19 protein-coding genes and 4 tRNA genes are annotated in these 21,654 nt (G+C 55.9%); all 23 read left to right on the top strand.

All coding sequences use genetic code 11. The features are described from left to right. Positions 1 to 6 precede the first annotated feature (6 nt). The 23 genes from AC515T_RS26185 to rplB all read left to right on the top strand — a co-directional run bounded on the left by AC515T_RS26185 (position 7) and on the right by rplB (position 21,652). Complete coding sequence (locus AC515T_RS26185) at positions 7 to 462, top strand: hypothetical protein (protein WP_496530546.1); 456 nt, start codon at positions 7 to 9, stop codon at positions 460 to 462. 142 nt (positions 463 to 604) lie between these two features. Further along, positions 605 to 689, top strand: a tRNA-Tyr gene (locus AC515T_RS26180). A gap of 24 nt (positions 690 to 713) precedes the next feature. After that, positions 714 to 787: transfer RNA gene (locus tag AC515T_RS26175), tRNA-Gly, on the top strand. A gap of 26 nt (positions 788 to 813) precedes the next feature. Continuing rightward, a tRNA-Thr gene (locus AC515T_RS26170) sits at positions 814 to 889 on the top strand. Between the two features lie 84 nt (positions 890 to 973). After that, on the top strand, positions 974 to 2,167 hold the full coding sequence (gene tuf, locus AC515T_RS26165) for an elongation factor Tu (RefSeq protein WP_003186103.1): 1,194 nt from the start codon (positions 974 to 976) through the stop codon (positions 2,165 to 2,167). A gap of 53 nt (positions 2,168 to 2,220) precedes the next feature. Continuing rightward, positions 2,221 to 2,296 (top strand) — tRNA-Trp (locus AC515T_RS26160). 45 nt (positions 2,297 to 2,341) lie between these two features. Further along, positions 2,342 to 2,710, top strand: a complete 369-nt coding sequence (gene secE / locus AC515T_RS26155) for a preprotein translocase subunit SecE (RefSeq protein ID WP_003206102.1) — start codon at positions 2,342 to 2,344, stop codon at positions 2,708 to 2,710. A gap of 9 nt (positions 2,711 to 2,719) precedes the next feature. Then, positions 2,720 to 3,253, top strand: a complete 534-nt coding sequence (nusG, locus tag AC515T_RS26150) for a transcription termination/antitermination protein NusG (RefSeq protein ID WP_003186097.1) — start codon at positions 2,720 to 2,722, stop codon at positions 3,251 to 3,253. A gap of 117 nt (positions 3,254 to 3,370) precedes the next feature. Then, entirely contained in the window at positions 3,371 to 3,802 is a 432-nt protein-coding gene (rplK, locus tag AC515T_RS26145) for a 50S ribosomal protein L11 (RefSeq protein WP_003176435.1), read from the top strand. Next, positions 3,802 to 4,497, top strand: coding sequence for a 50S ribosomal protein L1 (gene rplA / locus AC515T_RS26140; protein ID WP_003186095.1), 696 nt, complete (start codon positions 3,802 to 3,804; stop codon positions 4,495 to 4,497). Before rplK ends, rplA begins: the two co-directional genes overlap by 1 nt. 198 nt (positions 4,498 to 4,695) lie before the next feature. Next, entirely contained in the window at positions 4,696 to 5,196 is a 501-nt protein-coding gene (gene rplJ / locus AC515T_RS26135; protein ID WP_122566146.1) for a 50S ribosomal protein L10, read from the top strand. Positions 5,197 to 5,274: 78 nt separating this feature from the next. Then, entirely contained in the window at positions 5,275 to 5,640 is a 366-nt protein-coding gene (gene rplL, locus AC515T_RS26130) for a 50S ribosomal protein L7/L12 (protein ID WP_053125869.1), read from the top strand. 220 nt (positions 5,641 to 5,860) lie between these two features. After that, entirely contained in the window at positions 5,861 to 9,934 is a 4,074-nt protein-coding gene (gene rpoB, locus AC515T_RS26125) for a DNA-directed RNA polymerase subunit beta (RefSeq protein ID WP_053125867.1), read from the top strand. 64 nt (positions 9,935 to 9,998) lie between these two features. After that, on the top strand, positions 9,999 to 14,198 hold the full coding sequence (gene rpoC, locus AC515T_RS26120; protein ID WP_047230482.1) for a DNA-directed RNA polymerase subunit beta': 4,200 nt from the start codon (positions 9,999 to 10,001) through the stop codon (positions 14,196 to 14,198). A 216-nt stretch (positions 14,199 to 14,414) separates the two neighbouring features. After that, the gene (gene rpsL, locus AC515T_RS26115) at positions 14,415 to 14,786 is read left to right on the top strand and encodes a 30S ribosomal protein S12 (RefSeq protein WP_003186084.1); all 372 of its coding nucleotides are present in this window, start codon (positions 14,415 to 14,417) and stop codon (positions 14,784 to 14,786) included. Positions 14,787 to 14,888: 102 nt separating this feature from the next. After that, positions 14,889 to 15,359 carry a 30S ribosomal protein S7 gene (gene rpsG / locus AC515T_RS26110; RefSeq protein WP_003186074.1) on the top strand — a complete coding sequence of 157 codons (471 nt, stop codon included), beginning with the start codon at positions 14,889 to 14,891 and terminating at the stop codon, positions 15,357 to 15,359. A gap of 30 nt (positions 15,360 to 15,389) precedes the next feature. Beyond that, a complete protein-coding gene (gene fusA / locus AC515T_RS26105; RefSeq protein ID WP_072412392.1) occupies positions 15,390 to 17,495 on the top strand; it encodes an elongation factor G in 2,106 nt (701 codons plus the stop codon). A 30-nt stretch (positions 17,496 to 17,525) separates the two neighbouring features. Then, positions 17,526 to 18,719 (top strand): elongation factor Tu, encoded by a 1,194-nt coding sequence (tuf, locus tag AC515T_RS26100; protein ID WP_003186071.1) that lies wholly within the window; start codon positions 17,526 to 17,528, stop codon positions 18,717 to 18,719. Between the two features lie 155 nt (positions 18,720 to 18,874). After that, the gene (rpsJ, locus tag AC515T_RS26095; RefSeq protein ID WP_003186070.1) at positions 18,875 to 19,186 is read left to right on the top strand and encodes a 30S ribosomal protein S10; all 312 of its coding nucleotides are present in this window, start codon (positions 18,875 to 18,877) and stop codon (positions 19,184 to 19,186) included. 80 nt (positions 19,187 to 19,266) lie between these two features. Further along, positions 19,267 to 19,902, top strand: a complete 636-nt coding sequence (gene rplC / locus AC515T_RS26090) for a 50S ribosomal protein L3 (RefSeq protein WP_003186059.1) — start codon at positions 19,267 to 19,269, stop codon at positions 19,900 to 19,902. Positions 19,903 to 19,914: 12 nt separating this feature from the next. Next, on the top strand, positions 19,915 to 20,517 hold the full coding sequence (gene rplD, locus AC515T_RS26085) for a 50S ribosomal protein L4 (protein ID WP_003186057.1): 603 nt from the start codon (positions 19,915 to 19,917) through the stop codon (positions 20,515 to 20,517). Next, a complete protein-coding gene (gene rplW / locus AC515T_RS26080) occupies positions 20,514 to 20,813 on the top strand; it encodes a 50S ribosomal protein L23 (RefSeq protein WP_002555488.1) in 300 nt (99 codons plus the stop codon). The genes rplD and rplW overlap by 4 nt, the downstream gene beginning before the upstream one ends. 14 nt (positions 20,814 to 20,827) lie before the next feature. After that, positions 20,828 to 21,652 carry a 50S ribosomal protein L2 gene (rplB, locus tag AC515T_RS26075; protein WP_003186055.1) on the top strand — a complete coding sequence of 275 codons (825 nt, stop codon included), beginning with the start codon at positions 20,828 to 20,830 and terminating at the stop codon, positions 21,650 to 21,652. Positions 21,653 to 21,654 lie beyond the last annotated feature (2 nt).

The following is a 21,654-nucleotide window of genomic DNA, read 5'->3' as shown; positions in this document are numbered from 1 at the left end:
GTTTCTATGCGGTGGCTGTTTTTGTTGTTGCTGGTTTTGAATGTCTTCTACTACATCTGGCATCAGCAGGAGGCCCCGCTTCGCGCCAAGGATGTCACGCCGCTGAGTTTGTATCGTGGTTCGCAGCAGGATATTCATCTCTTGAGCGAAACGGCGGATGCCCTTGTCAGGCGCGATTCAGCCAAGCCTGGTGAGGCGGCCAAAACGTGTATCTACCTGGGTGGTTTTGCCCGTCCGGAGCAGGCTAGACAGCTGGAGCAGCGCCTGGCCGCTTCGGGGGTCGCAGGTCGTCCTGCGGCGTCGAGCTCGCAAAGTCTCCCTGAGGGAGGAGGGTTCTGGGTTCTGGTTTCCCAGGAAGGCGCGGGAAAGGTGAATGAAACACTGCTTCAAAACCTTTCTAAAGAATTCAATGAGTTAAAACATAAAATAATGCCATGCGAAGGGGTTGCACCCGCAGGGTAGTTTGCATAGAATGGCGCCCGCTTCGCAGCGAAGACCTTTAAAGGTAAGCGATACGAAGCGACGTCAACGCAGCTAACCTCAGGTTTTTAATGAGAAAATGCTTGACAGAAGGCTGGCATGATATAGAATGCCGGCTCGCTTAGGAGGGGTTCCCGAGCGGCCAAAGGGATCAGACTGTAAATCTGACGTCTACGACTTCGAAGGTTCGAATCCTTCCCCCTCCACCATTTTTAGCGTGAGCTGCAAGCTCCGCGGGTATAGTTTAGTGGTAGAACCTCAGCCTTCCAAGCTGATGATGCGGGTTCGATTCCCGCTACCCGCTCCAAGTTTGCAGGTTGTGCAAAGTGTTTCGCTCTTGTAGCTCAGTTGGTAGAGCACACCCTTGGTAAGGGTGAGGTCAGCGGTTCAAATCCGCTCAAGAGCTCCATATTACAAGGCAGATATGCAAATATCTGCCTTTGTTTTAATGGCTTGTGTGACTCGCTAAATTCTTCTCCTAGGGGTGATTTCGATGGCTAAGGAAAAGTTCGAACGTAATAAGCCGCACGTCAACGTTGGTACCATCGGTCACGTTGACCACGGTAAAACCACGCTGACCGCTGCTCTGACCCGTGTCTGCTCCGAAGTTTTCGGTTCGGCCAAGGTTGACTTCGACAAGATCGACAGTGCCCCGGAAGAGAAAGCTCGCGGTATCACCATCAACACCGCTCACGTTGAATACGATTCGGCCGTGCGTCACTACGCACACGTTGACTGCCCAGGTCACGCCGACTACGTAAAGAACATGATCACCGGTGCTGCCCAGATGGATGGCGCGATCCTGGTTTGCTCGGCCGCTGATGGTCCGATGCCGCAAACCCGTGAGCACATCCTGCTGTCCCGTCAGGTAGGCGTTCCGTACATCGTTGTCTTCCTGAACAAGGCTGACATGGTTGATGACGCTGAGCTGCTGGAACTGGTTGAGATGGAAGTGCGCGACCTGTTGAGCACTTACGATTTCCCAGGTGATGACACTCCGATCATCATTGGTTCGGCTCTGATGGCTCTGAACGGCCAAGACGATAACGAAATGGGTACCACTGCTGTCAAGAAGCTGGTGGAAACTCTGGATAGCTACATCCCAGAGCCAGAGCGTGCCATCGACAAGCCGTTCCTGATGCCAATCGAAGACGTATTCTCGATCTCTGGTCGCGGTACTGTTGTGACTGGTCGTGTTGAGCGTGGCATCGTCCGTATCCAGGAAGAAGTTGAGATCGTCGGTCTGCGCGACACTCAGAAAACTACCTGCACCGGCGTTGAAATGTTCCGCAAACTGCTCGACGAAGGTCGTGCTGGCGAGAACTGCGGCGTGCTGCTGCGCGGCACCAAGCGTGACGACGTTGAGCGTGGCCAGGTTCTGGTCAAGCCGGGCACTGTCAAGCCGCACACCAAGTTCACCGCGGAAGTTTACGTTCTGAGCAAGGAAGAAGGCGGTCGTCATACTCCGTTCTTCAAAGGCTACCGTCCACAGTTCTACTTCCGTACAACTGACGTGACTGGTAACTGCGAGCTGCCAGAAGGCGTTGAAATGGTAATGCCAGGTGACAACATTCAGATGACTGTTACCCTGATCAAGACCATCGCGATGGAAGACGGTCTGCGTTTCGCTATCCGTGAAGGCGGTCGTACCGTCGGCGCTGGCGTCGTAGCTAAAGTCATCGAGTAAACAGTTGTAATGTCTTTTTCGGGCCGGCATAATGGTCGGCCTGATTTTGTTTTAGGTCAGTAGCTCAATTGGCAGAGCGACGGTCTCCAAAACCGTAGGTTGGGGGTTCGATTCCCTCCTGACCTGCCAGATTCACTCGGTGTGTCTGGCTTTCTTTTCACAGGATCTTCATAGATGACTCCTAAAGCTGAAGCTCAAGGCTCTCGCTTCGATCTGCTCAAGTGGCTAGTGGTAGTCGCTTTGGTGGTTATTGGCGTTGTTGGCAATCAGTATTATTCTGCTTCGCCGATCCTGTACCGCGTACTTGCATTGCTCGCCATTGCTGCTGTAGCTGCCTTTGTAGGCCTGCAGACAGCCAAGGGCAAGTCTTTCTTTGTACTCGCTAAGGAAGCTCGCACCGAGATTCGTAAAGTCGTATGGCCGACTCGCCAAGAAACCACGCAGACCACGTTGATCGTTGTGGCTGTTGTTCTGGTAATGGCGTTGCTGTTGTGGGGGCTTGATTCCCTGCTCGGCTGGCTTGTTTCCTTGATTGTTGGCTAAGGGTGTCCCGTGGCTAAGCGTTGGTACGTTGTGCATGCTTACTCGGGTTACGAGAAGCATGTCATGCGCTCGCTGGTAGAGCGCGTAAAGCTGGCTGGCATGGAAGACGGCTTTGGCGAGATTCTGGTCCCCACTGAAGAAGTGGTTGAGATGCGTAATGGCCAGAAGCGCAAAAGTGAACGTAAGTTCTTTCCGGGTTACGTGCTGGTACAGATGGACATGAACGAAGGGACTTGGCACTTGGTCAAGGATACCCCTCGGGTGATGGGTTTCATTGGCGGTACTGCCGACAAGCCTGCGCCGATCACGGATAAAGAGGCAGAAGCGATTCTGCGTCGCGTCGCTGATGGTAGCGACAAACCGAAGCCGAAGACATTGTTTGAGCCAGGTGAGGTTGTACGTGTCACCGACGGTCCATTCGCTGATTTCAATGGCACGGTTGAAGAAGTTAACTACGAAAAGAGCCGGATCCAAGTGGCAGTGCTCATTTTCGGTCGCTCTACTCCGGTAGAGCTAGAGTTCAGTCAGGTCGAAAAGGTCTGATTGAGCAGGCATCCCAACCCCGCAGCCCAAGGCTGTGGGGTTTTGTCGTCACTGGGATAAACGCGCAAGTAACCGGGGAGCCTTTCGAGGCGTTCGAACCCGTAATTGGAGTGCCTCATGGCCAAGAAAATTACCGCTTACATCAAGCTGCAAGTGAAGGCCGCTCAGGCTAACCCAAGCCCACCTGTTGGTCCTGCACTGGGTCAGCACGGCGTGAACATCATGGAATTCTGCAAGGCCTTCAACGCCCGTACTCAGGGTCTTGAGCCAGGTCTGCCGACTCCAGTGATCATCACTGTCTACAGCGACCGTAGCTTCACCTTCGAAACAAAAAGCACCCCTGCTTCGGTTCTGCTGAAGAAGGCTGCAGGTTTGACCAGCGGTTCCGCTCGTCCAAACACCGTTAAGGTTGGCACCGTTACCCGTGCTCAGCTGGAAGAGATCGCGAAAACCAAAAACGCGGATCTGACTGCAGCTGATATGGATGCAGCCGTGCGTACTATCGCCGGTTCTGCTCGTAGCATGGGCCTTAACGTGGAGGGTGTGTAATGGCTAAGCTGACCAAGCGTCAAAAGGCTATCGCCGGCAAAATCGAAGCAGGCAAGGCCTACAACTTTGTAGACGCCGCCGCTCTGCTGGCTGAGCTGTCGACTGTCAAGTTCAGCGAGTCGTTCGACGTTGCTGTAAACCTGGGCGTTGACCCACGTAAATCCGACCAGGTCGTTCGTAGCGCTACCGTGCTGCCACATGGCACTGGCAAGACCGTTCGTGTAGCTGTCTTCACCCAGGGTCCAGCAGCTGAAGCTGCTCTGGCTGCTGGTGCTGATCGCGTAGGCATGGACGATCTGGCTGCTGAAATGAAGGGCGGCGACCTGAACTACGACGTAGTGATCGCATCCCCGGATGCCATGCGCGTTGTGGGTCAGTTGGGTCAGATCCTCGGTCCACGTGGTCTGATGCCTAACCCTAAAGTCGGCACCGTAACGCCAGACGTAGCCACTGCGGTTAAAAACGCCAAGGCTGGTCAGGTTCGTTATCGCACCGACAAAAACGGCATCATCCACACTTCCGTTGGCAAGATCGGCTTCGACGCCGTCAAGCTGAAGGAGAACGTTGAAGCCCTGATCGCTGATCTGAAGCGTATCAAGCCTGCTTCTTCGAAAGGTATCTACGTCAAGCGCGTTACCCTGAGCACCACTATGGGCCCAGGTCTGGTCATCGATCAGAGCTCGCTCGACGCGTAAGACTCAGGTTGGCGCGAGCAATCGCGCCAATCAAAAAATTGGGGTCCCTGCCTGGCGGGGGCTGTCCAAGACCGTAGGCGACGCAAGTCTTAAACCACAAGCCTACGCAGATGGTGCTCCCGGTTCCTTACCGAATCAGACACCAAAACGACATTCGGTTTCGACCGGATGAAACGGTAACAAGCAGGAGTTAAACCCGTGGCAATTAATCTCGAAGACAAGAAGGCCATCGTCGCTGAAGTCAACGAGGCTGCCAAAGTCGCTCTGTCCGCTGTCGTGGCTGATGCCCGTGGCGTAACAGTAGGCGCAATGACCGGACTCCGTAAAGAGGCCCGTGAAGCTGGCGTTTACGTACGTGTCGTACGTAACACCCTGCTCAAGCGCGCTGTTGCTGGCACTGAATACAGTGTTCTCAACGACGTGTTCACCGGCCCGACCCTGATCGCGTTTTCCAAGGATCATCCAGGCGCTGCTGCCCGTTTGTTCAAGGAATTCGCCAAGGGTCAGGACAAGTTCGAGATCAAGGCAGCTGCGTTCGAGGGCAAGTTCCTCGCAGCTAATCAGATCGATGTACTGGCAACACTGCCGACCCGCAACGAAGCCATTTCGCAGCTGATGAGCGTGATTCAAGGCGCCACCAGCAAGCTGGCTCGTACCCTGGCTGCAGTTCGCGAGCAAAAAGAAGCTGCCGCAGCCTAAGGCTGAGCACTTTCTCTCGCGCTTTTTTGTTTATTTCGATGGCCGCGTAGGCCGTCCCCCAATTCAGGAAATACAGTAATGTCTATCTCCCAAGACGATATCCTCAACGCCGTAGCTGAAATGTCGGTTCTGCAGGTTGTTGAGCTGATCAAAGCTTTCGAAGAAAAATTCGGCGTTTCCGCTGCTGCTGCTTCCGCTGGTCCAGCTGCTGCTGCCGCTGTTGTTGAAGAGCAAACCGAATTCAACGTCATGCTGACCGAAGCTGGCGAGAAGAAAGTAAACGTGATCAAGGCAGTACGTGAACTGACCGGTCTGGGCCTGAAAGAAGCCAAGGCTGTAGTTGACGGCGCTCCTGCCATGGTTCTGGAAGCTGTTGCCAAAGACGCAGCTGACAAAGCCAAAGCAGTTCTGGAAGAAGCAGGCGCTAAAGTCGAGCTGAAGTAAGCATCGACTTTGCGTCTCCAGCCCGAGCGTTAAGCGACAGGCTGATGGCTGGTGGCTCTTGCCACCGGCCTTTTTCCGTTATTGGCAGCCGACTGGGTCGGTGCTGATCGCGAGCTGTAACCACCCGATGTGGTGGCGCAAACCATGGGGTTTGCACGATTTTCTGGCTGCTCCCGTCGGGAGGGGCCAAACAAGCAGGTGACCAAGCTGGGGAACGCTGATGGCTTACTCATATACTGAGAAAAAACGTATCCGCAAGGACTTTAGCAAGTTGCCGGACGTCATGGATGTGCCGTACCTCCTGGCCATCCAGCTGGATTCGTATCGTGAATTCTTGCAAGCGGGAGCGACTAAAGATCAGTTCCGCGACGTGGGCCTGCATGCGGCCTTCAAATCCGTTTTCCCGATCATCAGCTACTCCGGCAATGCTGCGCTGGAGTACGTCGGTTATCGCCTGGGCGAACCGGCATTTGATGTCAAAGAATGCGTATTGCGCGGTGTGACTTACGCCGTACCTTTGCGGGTAAAAGTGCGCCTGATCATTTTCGACAAAGAATCGTCGAACAAAGCGATCAAGGACATCAAAGAGCAAGAAGTCTACATGGGTGAAATCCCCCTGATGACTGAAAACGGTACCTTCGTAATCAACGGTACCGAGCGTGTAATCGTTTCCCAGCTGCACCGTTCTCCGGGCGTGTTCTTCGACCACGACCGTGGCAAGACGCACAGCTCCGGCAAACTGCTTTACTCCGCGCGCATCATTCCTTACCGCGGTTCGTGGTTGGACTTCGAGTTCGACCCGAAAGACTGCGTATTCGTGCGTATCGACCGTCGTCGCAAGCTGCCTGCATCGGTACTGCTGCGCGCGCTCGGCTATACCACCGAAGAAGTGCTGGACGCGTTCTACACCACCAACGTCTTCCACGTGCAAGGTGAAAACCTCAGCCTGGAACTGGTGCCTCAGCGCCTGCGCGGTGAAATCGCTGTCCTCGATATCCAGGATGACAAAGGCAAGGTTATTGTCGAGCAAGGTCGTCGTATCACCGCTCGCCACATCAACCAGCTGGAAAAAGCCGGGATCAAAGAGCTGCAGGTGCCTCTGGACTACGTCCTGGGCCGCACCACGGCCAAGGTCATCGTGCATCCGGCCACCGGCGAAATCCTGGCAGAGTGCAACACCGAGCTGAACACCGAGATCCTGGCAAAAATCGCCAAGGCCCAGGTCGTACGCATCGAGACGCTGTACACCAACGACATCGACTGCGGTCCGTTCATCTCCGACACGCTGAAGATCGACTCCACCGGCAACCAACTGGAAGCCCTGGTCGAGATCTATCGCATGATGCGTCCTGGCGAGCCGCCAACCAAGGATGCCGCCGAGACCCTGTTCAACAACCTGTTCTTCAGCCCTGAGCGCTATGACCTGTCTGCGGTCGGCCGGATGAAGTTTAACCGTCGTATCGGTCGTACCGAGATCGAAGGTTCGGGCGTGCTGAACAAGGATGACATCGTTGCGGTCCTCAAGACCCTGGTCGACATCCGTAACGGCAAAGGCATCGTCGATGACATCGACCACCTGGGTAACCGTCGTGTTCGCTGTGTAGGCGAGATGGCCGAGAACCAGTTCCGTGTTGGCCTGGTGCGCGTAGAGCGTGCGGTCAAGGAACGTCTGTCGATGGCTGAAAGCGAAGGCCTGATGCCGCAAGACCTGATCAACGCCAAGCCAGTGGCTGCGGCGGTGAAGGAGTTCTTCGGTTCGAGCCAGCTGTCCCAGTTCATGGACCAGAACAACCCACTGTCCGAGATCACCCACAAGCGTCGTGTCTCCGCACTCGGCCCGGGCGGTCTGACCCGTGAGCGCGCAGGCTTCGAAGTTCGTGACGTACACCCGACGCACTACGGTCGTGTCTGCCCGATCGAAACGCCGGAAGGTCCGAACATCGGTCTGATCAACTCCCTGGCCGCCTATGCGCGCACCAACCAGTATGGCTTCCTCGAGAGCCCGTACCGTGTGGTGAAAGACGCCCTGGTCACTGACGAGATCGTGTTCCTGTCCGCTATCGAAGAAGCTGATCACGTGATCGCTCAGGCTTCGGCCACGATGAACGACAAGAAAGTCCTGATCGACGAGCTGGTCGCTGTTCGTCACTTGAACGAGTTCACCGTCAAGGCGCCGGAAGACGTCACCTTGATGGACGTATCGCCGAAGCAGGTAGTTTCGGTTGCAGCGTCGCTGATCCCGTTCCTCGAGCACGACGACGCCAACCGTGCGTTGATGGGTTCGAACATGCAGCGTCAAGCTGTACCCACCCTGCGCGCTGACAAGCCGCTGGTCGGTACCGGCATGGAGCGTAACGTAGCCCGTGACTCCGGCGTTTGCGTCGTGGCTCGTCGTGGCGGCGTGATCGACTCCGTTGATGCCAGCCGTATCGTGGTTCGTGTTGCCGATGACGAAGTTGAAACTGGCGAAGCCGGTGTCGACATCTACAACCTGACCAAATACACCCGCTCCAACCAGAACACCTGCATCAACCAGCGCCCGCTGGTGAGCAAGGGTGATCGGGTTCAGCGTAGCGACATCATGGCCGACGGTCCGTCCACCGATATGGGTGAACTGGCGCTGGGTCAGAACATGCGCATCGCGTTCATGGCATGGAACGGCTTCAACTTCGAAGACTCCATCTGCCTGTCCGAGCGTGTTGTTCAGGAAGACCGCTTCACCACGATCCACATCCAGGAACTGACCTGTGTGGCCCGTGACACCAAGCTTGGCCCAGAGGAAATCACTGCGGACATCCCGAACGTGGGTGAAGCCGCACTGAACAAGCTGGACGAAGCCGGTATCGTTTACGTAGGTGCTGAAGTAGGCGCAGGCGACATCCTGGTGGGTAAGGTCACTCCGAAAGGCGAGACCCAGCTGACTCCGGAAGAAAAACTGCTGCGTGCCATCTTCGGTGAAAAAGCCAGCGACGTTAAAGACACCTCCCTGCGCGTGCCTACCGGCACCAAGGGTACCGTCATCGACGTACAGGTCTTCACCCGTGACGGCGTTGAGCGTGATGCTCGTGCACTGTCCATCGAGAAGACCCAACTCGACGAGATCCGCAAGGACCTGAACGAAGAGTTCCGTATCGTTGAAGGCGCAACTTTCGAACGTCTGCGCTCCGCTCTGGTTGGCCATAAGGCCGAAGGCGGCGCCGGCCTGAAGAAAGGTCAGGAAATCACCGACGAAGTTCTCGACGGTCTTGAGCATGGCCAGTGGTTCAAACTGCGCATGGCTGAAGATGCTCTGAACGAGCAGCTCGAGAAGGCCCAGGCCTATATCGTTGATCGCCGCCGTCTGCTGGACGACAAGTTCGAAGACAAGAAGCGCAAACTGCAGCAGGGCGATGACCTGGCTCCGGGTGTGCTGAAAATCGTCAAGGTTTACCTGGCAATCCGTCGTCGCATCCAACCGGGCGACAAGATGGCCGGTCGTCACGGTAACAAGGGTGTGGTCTCCGTGATCATGCCGGTTGAAGACATGCCGCACGATGCCAATGGCACCCCGGTCGATGTGGTCCTCAACCCGTTGGGCGTACCTTCGCGTATGAACGTTGGTCAGATCCTTGAAACCCACCTGGGCCTCGCGGCCAAAGGTCTGGGCGAGAAGATCAACCGTATGATCGAAGAGCAGCGCAAGGTCGCTGACCTGCGTAAGTTCCTGCACGAGATCTACAACGAGATCGGCGGACGCAACGAAGAGCTGGACACCTTCTCCGACCAGGAAATCCTGGATCTGGCGAAGAACCTGCGCGGCGGCGTTCCAATGGCTACTCCGGTGTTCGACGGTGCCAAGGAAAGCGAAATCAAGGCCATGCTGAAACTGGCAGACCTGCCGGAAAGCGGCCAGATGCAGCTGTTCGACGGCCGTACCGGCAACAAGTTCGAACGCCCGGTTACCGTTGGCTACATGTACATGCTGAAGCTGAACCACTTGGTAGACGACAAGATGCACGCTCGTTCTACCGGTTCTTACAGCCTGGTTACCCAGCAGCCGCTGGGTGGTAAGGCGCAGTTCGGTGGTCAGCGTTTCGGGGAGATGGAGGTCTGGGCACTGGAAGCGTACGGTGCTGCATACACTCTGCAAGAAATGCTCACAGTGAAGTCGGACGATGTGAACGGCCGGACCAAGATGTACAAAAACATCGTGGACGGCGATCACCGTATGGAGCCGGGCATGCCCGAGTCTTTCAACGTGTTGATCAAGGAAATTCGTTCCCTCGGCATCGATATCGATCTGGAAACCGAATAACACGTGACGCGAATCGAGAGCGGGGCTGTTTTGCCCGCTCTCTGCTCCGCCAGGAGGAAAGGCCTTGAAAGACCTACTGAATTTGCTGAAAAACCAGGGTCAAGTCGAAGAGTTCGACGCCATCCGTATTGGATTGGCCTCGCCTGAGATGATCCGTTCGTGGTCGTTCGGTGAAGTTAAAAAGCCGGAAACCATCAACTACCGTACGTTCAAACCTGAGCGTGACGGCCTGTTCTGCGCCAAGATCTTTGGCCCGGTCAAGGATTACGAGTGCCTGTGCGGTAAGTACAAGCGCTTGAAGCACCGTGGTGTGATCTGCGAGAAGTGCGGCGTTGAAGTCGCGCTGGCAAAAGTTCGTCGTGAGCGCATGGCGCACATCGAACTGGCCTCGCCAGTTGCCCACATCTGGTTCCTGAAATCGCTGCCGTCCCGTATCGGCCTGCTGATGGACATGACCCTGCGTGATATCGAACGCGTTCTCTACTTTGAGAGCTACGTCGTTATCGATCCAGGCATGACCACCCTTGAAAAAGGTCAGTTGCTCAACGACGAGCAGTACTTCGAAGCGCTGGAAGAGTTCGGCGACGATTTCGATGCCCGCATGGGTGCCGAAGCTGTCCGCGAACTGCTGCACGCTATCGACCTGGAACACGAGATTGGCCGCCTGCGCGAAGAAATTCCGCAAACCAACTCCGAAACCAAGATCAAGAAGCTGTCCAAGCGTCTGAAGTTGATGGAAGCCTTCCAGGGTTCCGGCAACCTGCCAGAGTGGATGGTGCTGACCGTTCTGCCGGTTCTGCCGCCAGACCTGCGTCCACTGGTCCCGCTCGATGGCGGTCGCTTCGCGACTTCCGACCTCAACGATCTGTATCGTCGAGTGATCAACCGTAACAACCGCTTGAAGCGCCTGCTCGATCTGTCCGCTCCGGACATCATCGTGCGCAACGAAAAGCGTATGTTGCAGGAAGCGGTCGACGCACTGCTCGACAACGGTCGTCGTGGCCGCGCTATCACCGGTTCCAACAAGCGTCCTCTGAAATCCCTGGCTGACATGATCAAGGGTAAGCAGGGTCGTTTCCGTCAGAACTTGCTCGGTAAGCGTGTTGACTACTCCGGTCGTTCGGTTATTACCGTAGGCCCGACCCTGCGTCTGCACCAGTGCGGTCTGCCTAAGAAAATGGCTCTGGAGCTGTTCAAGCCGTTCATTTTCGGCAAGCTGGAAATGCGTGGTCTGGCGACCACCATCAAAGCCGCCAAGAAAATGGTCGAGCGCGAGCTGCCAGAAGTCTGGGACGTTCTCGCTGAAGTGATTCGCGAACACCCGGTTCTGCTCAACCGTGCACCGACCCTTCACCGTCTGGGTATCCAGGCATTTGAACCGGTACTGATCGAAGGTAAGGCTATCCAGCTGCACCCGCTGGTCTGTGCTGCGTACAACGCCGACTTCGACGGCGACCAAATGGCCGTGCACGTTCCGCTGACGCTGGAAGCCCAGCTGGAAGCGCGTGCGTTGATGATGTCGACCAACAACATCCTGTCGCCAGCCAACGGTGAGCCCATCATCGTTCCGTCGCAGGACGTTGTATTGGGTCTGTACTACATGACGCGTGAAGCGATCAACGCCAAGGGCGAAGGTCGTGTGTTCGCCGATCTGCAGGAAGTTGACCGTGTGTTCCGTGCCGGCGAAGCCGCACTGCACGCCAAGGTCAAGGTGCGGATCAACGAAACCGTGAACGATCGTGATGGCGGCAGCGTGACCAACACTCGTATCGTCGACACCACCGTCGGCCGTGCGCTGTTGTTCCAGGTTGTGCCAAAAGGCCTGTCCTTCGACGTCGTCAACCTGCCGATGAAGAAAAAGGCGATCTCCAAGCTGATCAACCAGTGCTACCGCGTGGTTGGTCTGAAAGAGACCGTGATCTTCGCTGACCAGTTGATGTACACCGGTTTTGCCTATTCGACCATTTCCGGCGTTTCCATCGGTGTTAACGACTTCGTTATCCCGGATGAAAAAGCCCGCATCATCGGTGCTGCCACCGAAGAAGTGAAAGAGATCGAAAGTCAGTACGCCTCCGGCCTGGTAACCCAGGGCGAGAAGTACAACAAGGTGATCGACCTCTGGTCCAAGGCGAACGACGAAGTCTCCAAGGCGATGATGGCCAACCTCTCGAAAGAGAAAGTCATCGACCGTCATGGCAACGAAGTCGACCAGGAGTCCTTCAACTCGATGTACATGATGGCCGACTCGGGCGCACGGGGTTCTGCCGCGCAGATCCGTCAGCTCGCCGGTATGCGTGGCCTGATGGCCAAGCCGGACGGTTCCATCATCGAGACCCCGATTACCGCGAACTTCCGTGAAGGTTTGAGCGTACTCCAGTACTTCATCTCCACTCACGGTGCTCGTAAGGGTCTTGCGGATACCGCGTTGAAAACGGCGAACTCCGGTTACCTGACTCGTCGTCTGGTAGACGTTGCCCAGGATCTGGTCGTGACCGAGATCGATTGCGGCACCGAACATGGCCTGGTAATGACGCCGCACATTGAAGGCGGTGACGTTGTAGAGCCGTTGGGTGAACGCGTATTGGGTCGTGTCATCGCCCGTGACGTATTCAAGCCGGGTACCGAGGACGTGATCGTTCCTGCCGGCACGCTGGTTGACGAGAAGTGGGTCGAGTTCATCGAGCTCAACAGCATCGACGAAGTGATCGTACGTTCGCCGATCAGCTGCGAAACCCGCTACGGCATCTGCGCCAAGTGCTACGGTCGCGACCTGGCCCGTGGTCACCAGGTGAACATCGGTGAAGCGGTCGGCGTTATCGCTGCCCAGTCCATCGGTGAGCCGGGTACCCAGCTGACGATGCGTACGTTCCACATCGGTGGTGCGGCAAGCCGGACCTCCGCTGCTGACAGCGTCCAGGTGAAGAATGGCGGTACTGTCCGTCTGCACAACCTCAAGCACGTAGAGCGCGTGGATGGCCACCTGGTGGCAGTGTCGCGTTCCGGTGAGCTGGCCATCGCCGACGACTTCGGTCGCGAGCGCGAGCGCTACAAGCTGCCTTACGGTGCTGTGATTTCGGTCAAGGAAGGTGACAAGGTCGACGCTGGCGCCATCGTGGCCAAGTGGGACCCGCACACCCACCCGATCGTGACCGAGATGAAAGGTACCGTGACCTACGTGGGCATGGAAGAAGGCATCACGATCAAGCGTCAGACCGACGAATTGACCGGTATGACCAACATTGAAGTACTCGACGCAAAAGATCGTCCAGCTGCCGGCAAGGACATCCGTCCTGCTGTGAAGATGGTCGATGACAACGGCAAGGATCTGTTGCTGCCAGGCACTGACGTAATCGCTCAGTACTTCCTGCCAGCCAACGCCCTGGTCGGTGTTGCGGACGGTGCGCGGATCGCGATCGGTGATGTTATCGCCCGTATCCCGCAGGAAACTTCGAAAACTCGCGACATCACCGGTGGTCTGCCGCGTGTTGCCGACTTGTTCGAAGCTCGTCGTCCGAAAGAAGCCTCGATTCTGGCTGAAGTCAGCGGCACCATCGCGTTCGGTAAAGAGACCAAGGGCAAGCGCCGCCTGGTCATTACACCGAACGATGGTAGCGATCCGTACGAAGAGCTGATTCCGAAGTGGCGTCACCTGAACGTCTTCGAAGGCGAACAGGTAAACCGCGGCGAAGTTATCTCGGACGGCCCGAGCGATCCACACGACATCCTGCGTCTGCTGGGTGTGAGTGCGCTGGCCAAGTACATCGTGAACGAGATCCAGGACGTTTACCGTCTGCAAGGCGTGAAGATCAACGACAAGCACATCGAGACCATCCTGCGTCAGATGCTGCGTAAGGTCGAGATCGCTGAATCCGGCGACTCGAGTTTCATCAAGGGCGACCAGATGGAACTGACTCACGTGCTGGTGGAAAACGAGCGCCTGGCGACCGAAGACAAGTTCGTCTCCAAGTTCACTCGCGTGCTGCTGGGTATCACCAAGGCGTCGTTGTCCACCGAATCGTTCATCTCGGCGGCTTCCTTCCAGGAAACCACCCGCGTACTGACCGAAGCGGCGGTAACCGGCAAGCGCGATTACCTGCGTGGCCTGAAAGAAAACGTGGTCGTGGGTCGTCTGATCCCGGCCGGTACCGGTTTGGCCTATCACAGCGAGCGCAAGCGTCGCCGTGATGCCGACAAGCCGTTGCGCGTAAGCGCCAGTGAAGTGGAAGCTGCACTGACCGAAGCACTGAACTCGAGTGGTAACTGAGTTCTGCGGTAATTGAGTGCCTGGCCCTGGTCGCCCCGTTCGACGGATCGAGACAAATTGTCGAGATCCGGCGGGCGGGGAGGTCGGGGCCTTGCCTTGACTGGGGACAAGATCCTCTTTAGACTCTTGATCCCCTAAATTTGGCGGGAATTCGTTCCTGCCATTTTGCTTTTCTTGTAAGACAATAGCGTCGCAAGACAACAGTGGAGCTAGTAGATGGCAACTATCAACCAGCTGGTACGTCAGCCGCGTAAGCGTATCGTCGAGAAATCCGACGTGCCTGCGCTGCAGAACTGCCCGCAACGTCGTGGCGTATGCACCCGTGTGTATACCACCACGCCGAAAAAACCTAACTCGGCACTGCGTAAAGTATGCCGTGTGCGTCTGACCAACGGTTTCGAGGTTTCCTCGTACATCGGCGGTGAAGGCCACAACCTGCAAGAACACAGCGTGGTCCTGATCCGCGGCGGTCGTGTAAAAGACTTGCCAGGTGTTCGTTACCACACCGTTCGCGGCTCTTTGGATACTTCCGGCGTTAAAGGTCGTAACCAAGGTCGTTCGAAGTACGGTACCAAGCGTCCGAAATAATCGGCCGTTTAGCAGTTTTTAATTTTATTGAGTCGATAAGAGTAAGGTCGGGCACGCATCTGCTGTCCCGGGCTAACCTGAAGACCGTTTGAGGGCTTATCAATGCCAAGACGTCGCGTAGCAGCCAAACGTGAGATTCTGGACGATCCGAAATACGGAAGCCAGATTCTCGCCAAGTTCATGAACCACGTAATGGAAAGCGGCAAGAAAGCCGTTGCCGAGCGTATCGTTTATGGCGCACTGGACAAAGTTAAGGAACGCAAGAACAGCGATCCCCTGGAAATCTTCGAGAAAGCTCTCGACGCCATCGCTCCGCTGGTCGAAGTGAAGTCGCGCCGTGTAGGCGGTGCTACTTACCAGGTTCCGGTCGAAGTTCGTCCGTCCCGTCGTAACGCCCTGGCAATGCGCTGGCTGGTAGACTTCGCCCGCAAGCGCGGCGAGAAGTCCATGGCTCTGCGTTTGGCTGGTGAACTGTTGGACGCTGCTGAAGGTAAAGGTGCTGCAGTTAAGAAGCGTGAAGACGTGCACCGTATGGCTGAAGCCAACAAGGCTTTCTCGCACTACCGCTTCTAATTTTAGCGTCACTCAATTTGCGAGGGCTTTATGGCTCGTACTACACCGATTAACCGCTACCGTAACATCGGTATCGTTGCTCACGTGGATGCTGGTAAAACCACCACCACCGAGCGCGTCCTTTTTTACACCGGCAAGAGTCACAAAATGGGCGAGGTGCATGACGGCGCCGCGACCACAGACTGGATGGTGCAGGAGCAGGAGCGTGGTATTACCATTACTTCTGCTGCTATCACCGCCTTCTGGAAAGGTTCCGAGAAGCAGTACCCGCACGAGCACCGCTTCAACGTTATCGATACCCCGGGCCACGTAGACTTCACCATCGAAGTTGAACGTTCCCTGCGTGTACTCGACGGCGCTGTCGTTGTGTTCTGTGGTACTTCGGGTGTTGAGCCTCAGTCGGAAACCGTATGGCGTCAGGCCAACAAATACGGCGTTCCACGTCTTGTTTACGTAAACAAGATGGACCGTGCTGGTGCCAACTTCCTGCGCGTGATCGCTCAGATCAAGCAGCGCCTGGGTCACACTCCGGTGCCGATCCAGCTGGCTATCGGTTCCGAAGACAACTTCCAGGGTCAGATCGATCTGATCAACATGCAAGCTGTCTACTGGAACGATTCCGACAAGGGCATGGTCCCTGTTCGCAAGGAAATTCCTGCCGAACTGTTGGAAGAAGCCGAGCAATGGCGCAGCAACATGGTTGAGGCTGCGGCCGAAGCCAGCGAAGAGCTGATGAACAAGTACCTCGAAGGTGAAGAACTCACCAACGAGGAAATCAAGGCCGCTCTGCGTCAGCGTACTATCGCTGGTGAGATCGTTCTGGCTGTTTGCGGTTCTTCCTTCAAGAACAAGGGTGTTCCCCTGGTTCTCGACGCCGTTATCGACTTCCTGCCTGCTCCAACCGACATTCCTGCTATCAAGGGTTCCAACCCGGATAACGAGGAAGAGGAAATGGAGCGTCACGCAAGTGACGACGAGCCGTTCGCGGCTTTGGCGTTCAAGATCGCTACCGACCCATTCGTGGGTACCTTGACCTTTGTTCGAGTTTACTCGGGCGTGTTGGCCTCCGGCGACGGCGTGATCAACTCGGTAAAAGGCAAGAAAGAGCGTGTGGGTCGTATGGTGCAGATGCACGCAAACGCCCGTGAAGAAATCAAGGAAGTACGCGCTGGCGACATCGCGGCCTTGATCGGCATGAAGGATGTCACCACGGGTGAAACTTTGTGCAATGCTGACAAGCCAATCATCCTGGTGCGCATGGACTTCCCGGAGCCGGTTATTTCGGTTGCCGTTGAGCCTAAGACCAAGGACGACCAGGAAAAAATGGGTATCGCTCTGGGCAAGCTTGCTCAGGAAGACCCGTCTTTCCGCGTCAAGACTGATGAAGAGACTGGTCAAACGATCATCTCTGGCATGGGCGAGTTGCACCTGGACATCCTGGTTGACCGGATGCGCCGTGAGTTCAACGTCGAAGCCAACATCGGTAAGCCTCAGGTTTCCTATCGTGAGCGCATCACGAAGAGCTGTGAAATCGAAGGTAAGTTCGTTCGCCAGTCCGGCGGTCGTGGCCAGTTCGGTCACTGCTGGATCCGTTTTGCACCGGCTGACGAAGGTCAGGAAGGTCTGCAATTCCTGAACGAAGTCGTAGGTGGTGTGGTTCCTAAGGAATACATCCCGGCGATCCAGAAGGGTATCGAAGAGCAGATGAAGAACGGCGTTGTTGCCGGCTATCCGCTGATCGGCCTGAAGGCAACTGTGTTTGATGGTTCTTACCACGACGTCGACTCCAACGAGATGGCGTTCAAGGTGGCTGCTTCCATGGCGACCAAGCAACTGGCCCAGAAGGGCGGTGGTGAGTTGCTCGAGCCAATCATGGCGGTAGAAGTCGTTACGCCTGAAGACTACATGGGTGATGTCATGGGCGACCTTAACCGTCGTCGTGGCATGATTCTGGGTATGGAAGATACGGTTTCCGGCAAGGTCATTCGTGCCGAGGTTCCGTTGGGTGAAATGTTCGGTTATGCAACCGACGTTCGTTCCATGTCTCAGGGTCGCGCAAGCTACTCTATGGAATTCAAAAAATACAATACAGCTCCGTCGCATATCGTCGAGACTGTTACCAAAAAGCAAGGCTGATTCAGCCCTTTAGGCAAGGAGTTAATTGTCGTGGCTAAAGAAAAATTTGATCGTTCCCTACCGCACGTCAACGTTGGCACCATTGGTCACGTTGACCATGGTAAAACCACTCTGACTGCTGCTCTGACTCGCGTCTGCTCCGAAGTTTTCGGTTCGGCCGTTGTTGCTTTCGACAAAATCGACAGCGCTCCGGAAGAAAAGGCTCGTGGTATCACCATCAACACCGCGCACGTTGAGTACAACTCTTCGATTCGTCACTACGCTCACGTTGACTGCCCAGGTCACGCTGACTATGTGAAGAACATGATCACTGGTGCTGCCCAGATGGACGGCGCGATCCTGGTTTGCTCGGCCGCTGATGGTCCGATGCCACAAACTCGTGAGCACATCCTGCTGTCCCGTCAGGTAGGCGTTCCGTACATCGTTGTCTTCCTGAACAAGGCTGACATGGTTGACGACGCTGAGCTGCTGGAACTGGTTGAGATGGAAGTGCGCGACCTGCTGAGCACTTACGACTTCCCAGGTGATGACACTCCAATCATCATCGGTTCGGCTCTGATGGCTCTGAACGGCCAAGACGACAACGAAATGGGTACCACCGCTGTCAAGCGCCTGGTAGAAACTCTGGACAGCTACATCCCAGAGCCAGTTCGTGTTATCGACAAGCCGTTCCTGATGCCAATCGAAGACGTATTCTCGATCTCCGGTCGCGGTACTGTTGTGACTGGTCGTATCGAGCGCGGTATCGTCAAGGTTCAGGATCCACTGGAAATCGTTGGTCTGCGTGACACCACTGTCACCACCTGCACCGGTGTTGAAATGTTCCGTAAACTGCTCGACGAAGGTCGTGCTGGCGAGAACTGCGGCGTTCTGCTGCGTGGTACCAAGCGTGACGACGTTGAGCGTGGCCAGGTTCTGGTTAAGCCGGGTTCGGTCAAGCCGCACACCAAGTTCGAAGCTGAAGTGTACGTTCTGAGCAAAGAAGAAGGCGGTCGTCACACTCCGTTCTTCAAAGGCTACCGTCCACAGTTCTACTTCCGGACCACTGACGTGACCGGTAACTGCGAACTGCCGGAAGGCGTTGAAATGGTAATGCCAGGCGACAACATCAAAATGGTTGTCACCCTGATCAAGACCATCGCAATGGAAGACGGTCTGCGTTTCGCTATCCGTGAAGGCGGTCGTACCGTCGGCGCTGGCGTCGTAGCCAAAATCATCGAGTAAGCTCTTTTGAGTCAGCTTCGATGAGCTGAAAAAGCCCCCGCCCAGCGGGGGCTTTTTTATTGGGTTGACACCTATATGGGGCGTCTATAGAATTGCGCCTCCTTTTAACGGGCGTATTGCGCTCGGTGGGAATAGCAGCCGGAGTCTGAAATCCAATGCAAAATCAGCAAATCCGTATCAGGTTGAAGGCTTTCGACCATCGCCTGATCGACCAATCCACCCAGGAAATCGTGGAAACCGCGAAACGTACTGGTGCTCAAGTGCGTGGTCCAATTCCACTGCCTACCCGTAAAGAGCGGTTCACCGTTCTGGTCTCCCCGCACGTCAACAAAGACGCGCGTGACCAGTACGAGATCCGTACTCATAAGCGCGTTCTGGACATCGTCCAGCCAACGGATAAAACCGTTGATGCACTTATGAAGCTCGATCTTGCGGCCGGTGTGGAAGTGCAGATCAGCCTCGGCTAAGACTCGGTCTTAGTCGTGTAACGCTCTGAAATGGGCGGCCATAGCGGGTGAAAGCCCCGTACACTCATGAGGTTTACAACATGACTATTGGTGTAGTCGGTCGTAAATGCGGTATGACCCGTATTTTCACCGAAGAAGGTGTCTCCATTCCGGTCACGGTCATTGAGATCGAGCCGAATCGCGTCACCCAGTTCAAAACTGAAGAGACCGATGGCTATCGTGCAGTGCAAGTCACTGTCGGCGAGCGTCGTGCTTCGCGTGTAACAGCAGCTCAGGCTGGCCACTTCGCCAAGGCGAACGTTGCCGCTGGTCGTACCGTAATGGAATTCCGTCTTGAAGAAGGCGAGTACCAGGCCGGCGATCTGATCAACGCTGAAATCTTCGCCGCTGGCCAACTGGTTGATGTAACCGGTCAGTCCAAAGGTAAAGGCTTCCAGGGTACGATCAAGCGTTGGAACTTCCGCGGGCAAGATAACACCCACGGTAACTCCGTATCCCACCGCGTTCCAGGCTCTATCGGCCAGTGCCAGACTCCTGGTCGTGTATTCAAGGGCAAAAAAATGTCCGGTCATATGGGCGCTGAGCGCGTGACCGTGCAGTCCCTCGAAGTAGTGCGCGTGGACGCTGAACGCAATCTGTTGTTGGTCAAGGGCGCTGTTCCTGGCGCTACTGGCGGCAACTTGGTTGTACGTCCAGCAGCCAAGGCTCGCGGTTAAGGGGAAGCTGACATGCAATTAAATGTAAATGACGCTCAAGCGATCGAAGTTTCCGAACTGACATTTGGCGGCGAATTCAACGAGACGCTGGTTCACCAAGCAGTCGTGGCCTACATGGCTGGCGGCCGTCAAGGTAGCAAGCAGCAAAAGACCCGTTCCGACGTTTCCGGTGGCGGCAAGCGCCCATGGCGTCAGAAAGGTACTGGCCGTGCTCGTGCCGGTACTATCCGTAGCCCAATCTGGCGTGGCGGCGGTACCACTTTCGCAGCTCGTCCTCAGGATCACTCCCAGAAGCTGAACAAGAAGATGTATCGCGCAGCAATGCGTTCCATCCTTGCTGAGCTGGTGCGTACTGATCGTCTGGTCGTGGTTCAGGACTTCGCTGTTGAAGCACCGAAAACCAAAGATCTGCTGAACAAGCTGAACGGCATGGGCCTGACTGACGTCCTGATCGTGTCTGATGCTGTTGATCAGAACCTGTACCTGGCTGCTCGCAACCTGCCACACGTCGACGTTCGTGACGTGCAGGGTTCCGATCCGGTCAGTCTGATCGCATACGACAAGGTGTTGATCACCGTGTCGGCCGTGAAGAAATTCGAGGAGCTGCTGGGATGAACCAGGAACGCGTATTTAAAGTTCTGCTTGGCCCGCACGTTTCCGAGAAGGCTACGGTTCTGGCAGACAAGAAAGGCCAGTTCGTTTTCAAGGTTGCTACCGACGCAACCAAGCTGGAAATCAAGAAGGCCGTCGAAAGCCTGTTCAGCGTGAAAGTAGAGCGCGTGACTACCCTGAACGTTCTGGGTAAAAGCAAGCGCACTGCTCGCGGTCTGGGCAAGCGTAATGACTGGAAGAAGGCAGTTATCTCCCTTCAGCCAGGCCAAGATCTCGATTTCAGCAGCAGTGCTGAGTAAGGAAGGGGTGCATCATGGCAATCGTTAAATGCAAACCGACTTCCCCTGGCCGCCGTTTTGTGGTCAAGGTGGTCAACCAGGAGCTGCATAAAGGCGCTCCTCACGCACCGCTGCTCGAGAAAAAATCGAAGTCTGGTGGTCGTAACAACAATGGCCGTATTACCACTCGTCACATCGGTGGTGGTCATAAGCAGCATTATCGTCTGGTCGACTTCCGTCGCAACGACAAGGATGGCATCGCTGCCACCGTCGAGCGTATCGAATACGATCCAAACCGTACTGCTCACATCGCTCTGCTGCTGTACGCAGATGGCGAGCGTCGCTACATCATCGCCCCTAAAGGCGTGAGTGCTGGCGACCAGCTGATCGCAGGTGCCTTGGCACCGATCAAGCCGGGCAACGCTCTGCAACTGCGTAACATTCCAGTTGGTAGCACCGTACACGGCATCGAATTGAAGCCAGGTAAAGGCGCACAGATCGCTCGTTCCGCTGGTGCTTCGGCTCAGCTGATCGCTCGTGAAGGTGTCTACGTGACCCTGCGTCTGCGTTCTGGTGAGATGCGTAAAGTACTGGCTGAATGCCGTGCGACCCTGGGCGAAGTCTCGAACTCCGAGCACAGCCTGCGTTCGTTGGGTAAAGCTGGTGCCAAGCGCTGGCGTGGCGTTCGCCCAACCGTTCGTGGTGTTGCCATGAACCCGGTTGACCACCCACATGGTGGTGGTGAAGGTCGTACCTCTGGTGGTCGTCATCCGGTATCGCCATGGGGCTTCCCGACTAAGGGCGCGAAGACTCGTGGTAATAAGCGTACCGACAAAATGATCGTCCGTCGTCGCAAGTAAAT

The organism is Pseudomonas sp. FSO-7, assembly GCF_059579345.1.
The sequence above is the reverse complement of the archived record's forward strand: the minus strand, read 5'-3'. Positions and strand labels throughout refer to the sequence as shown.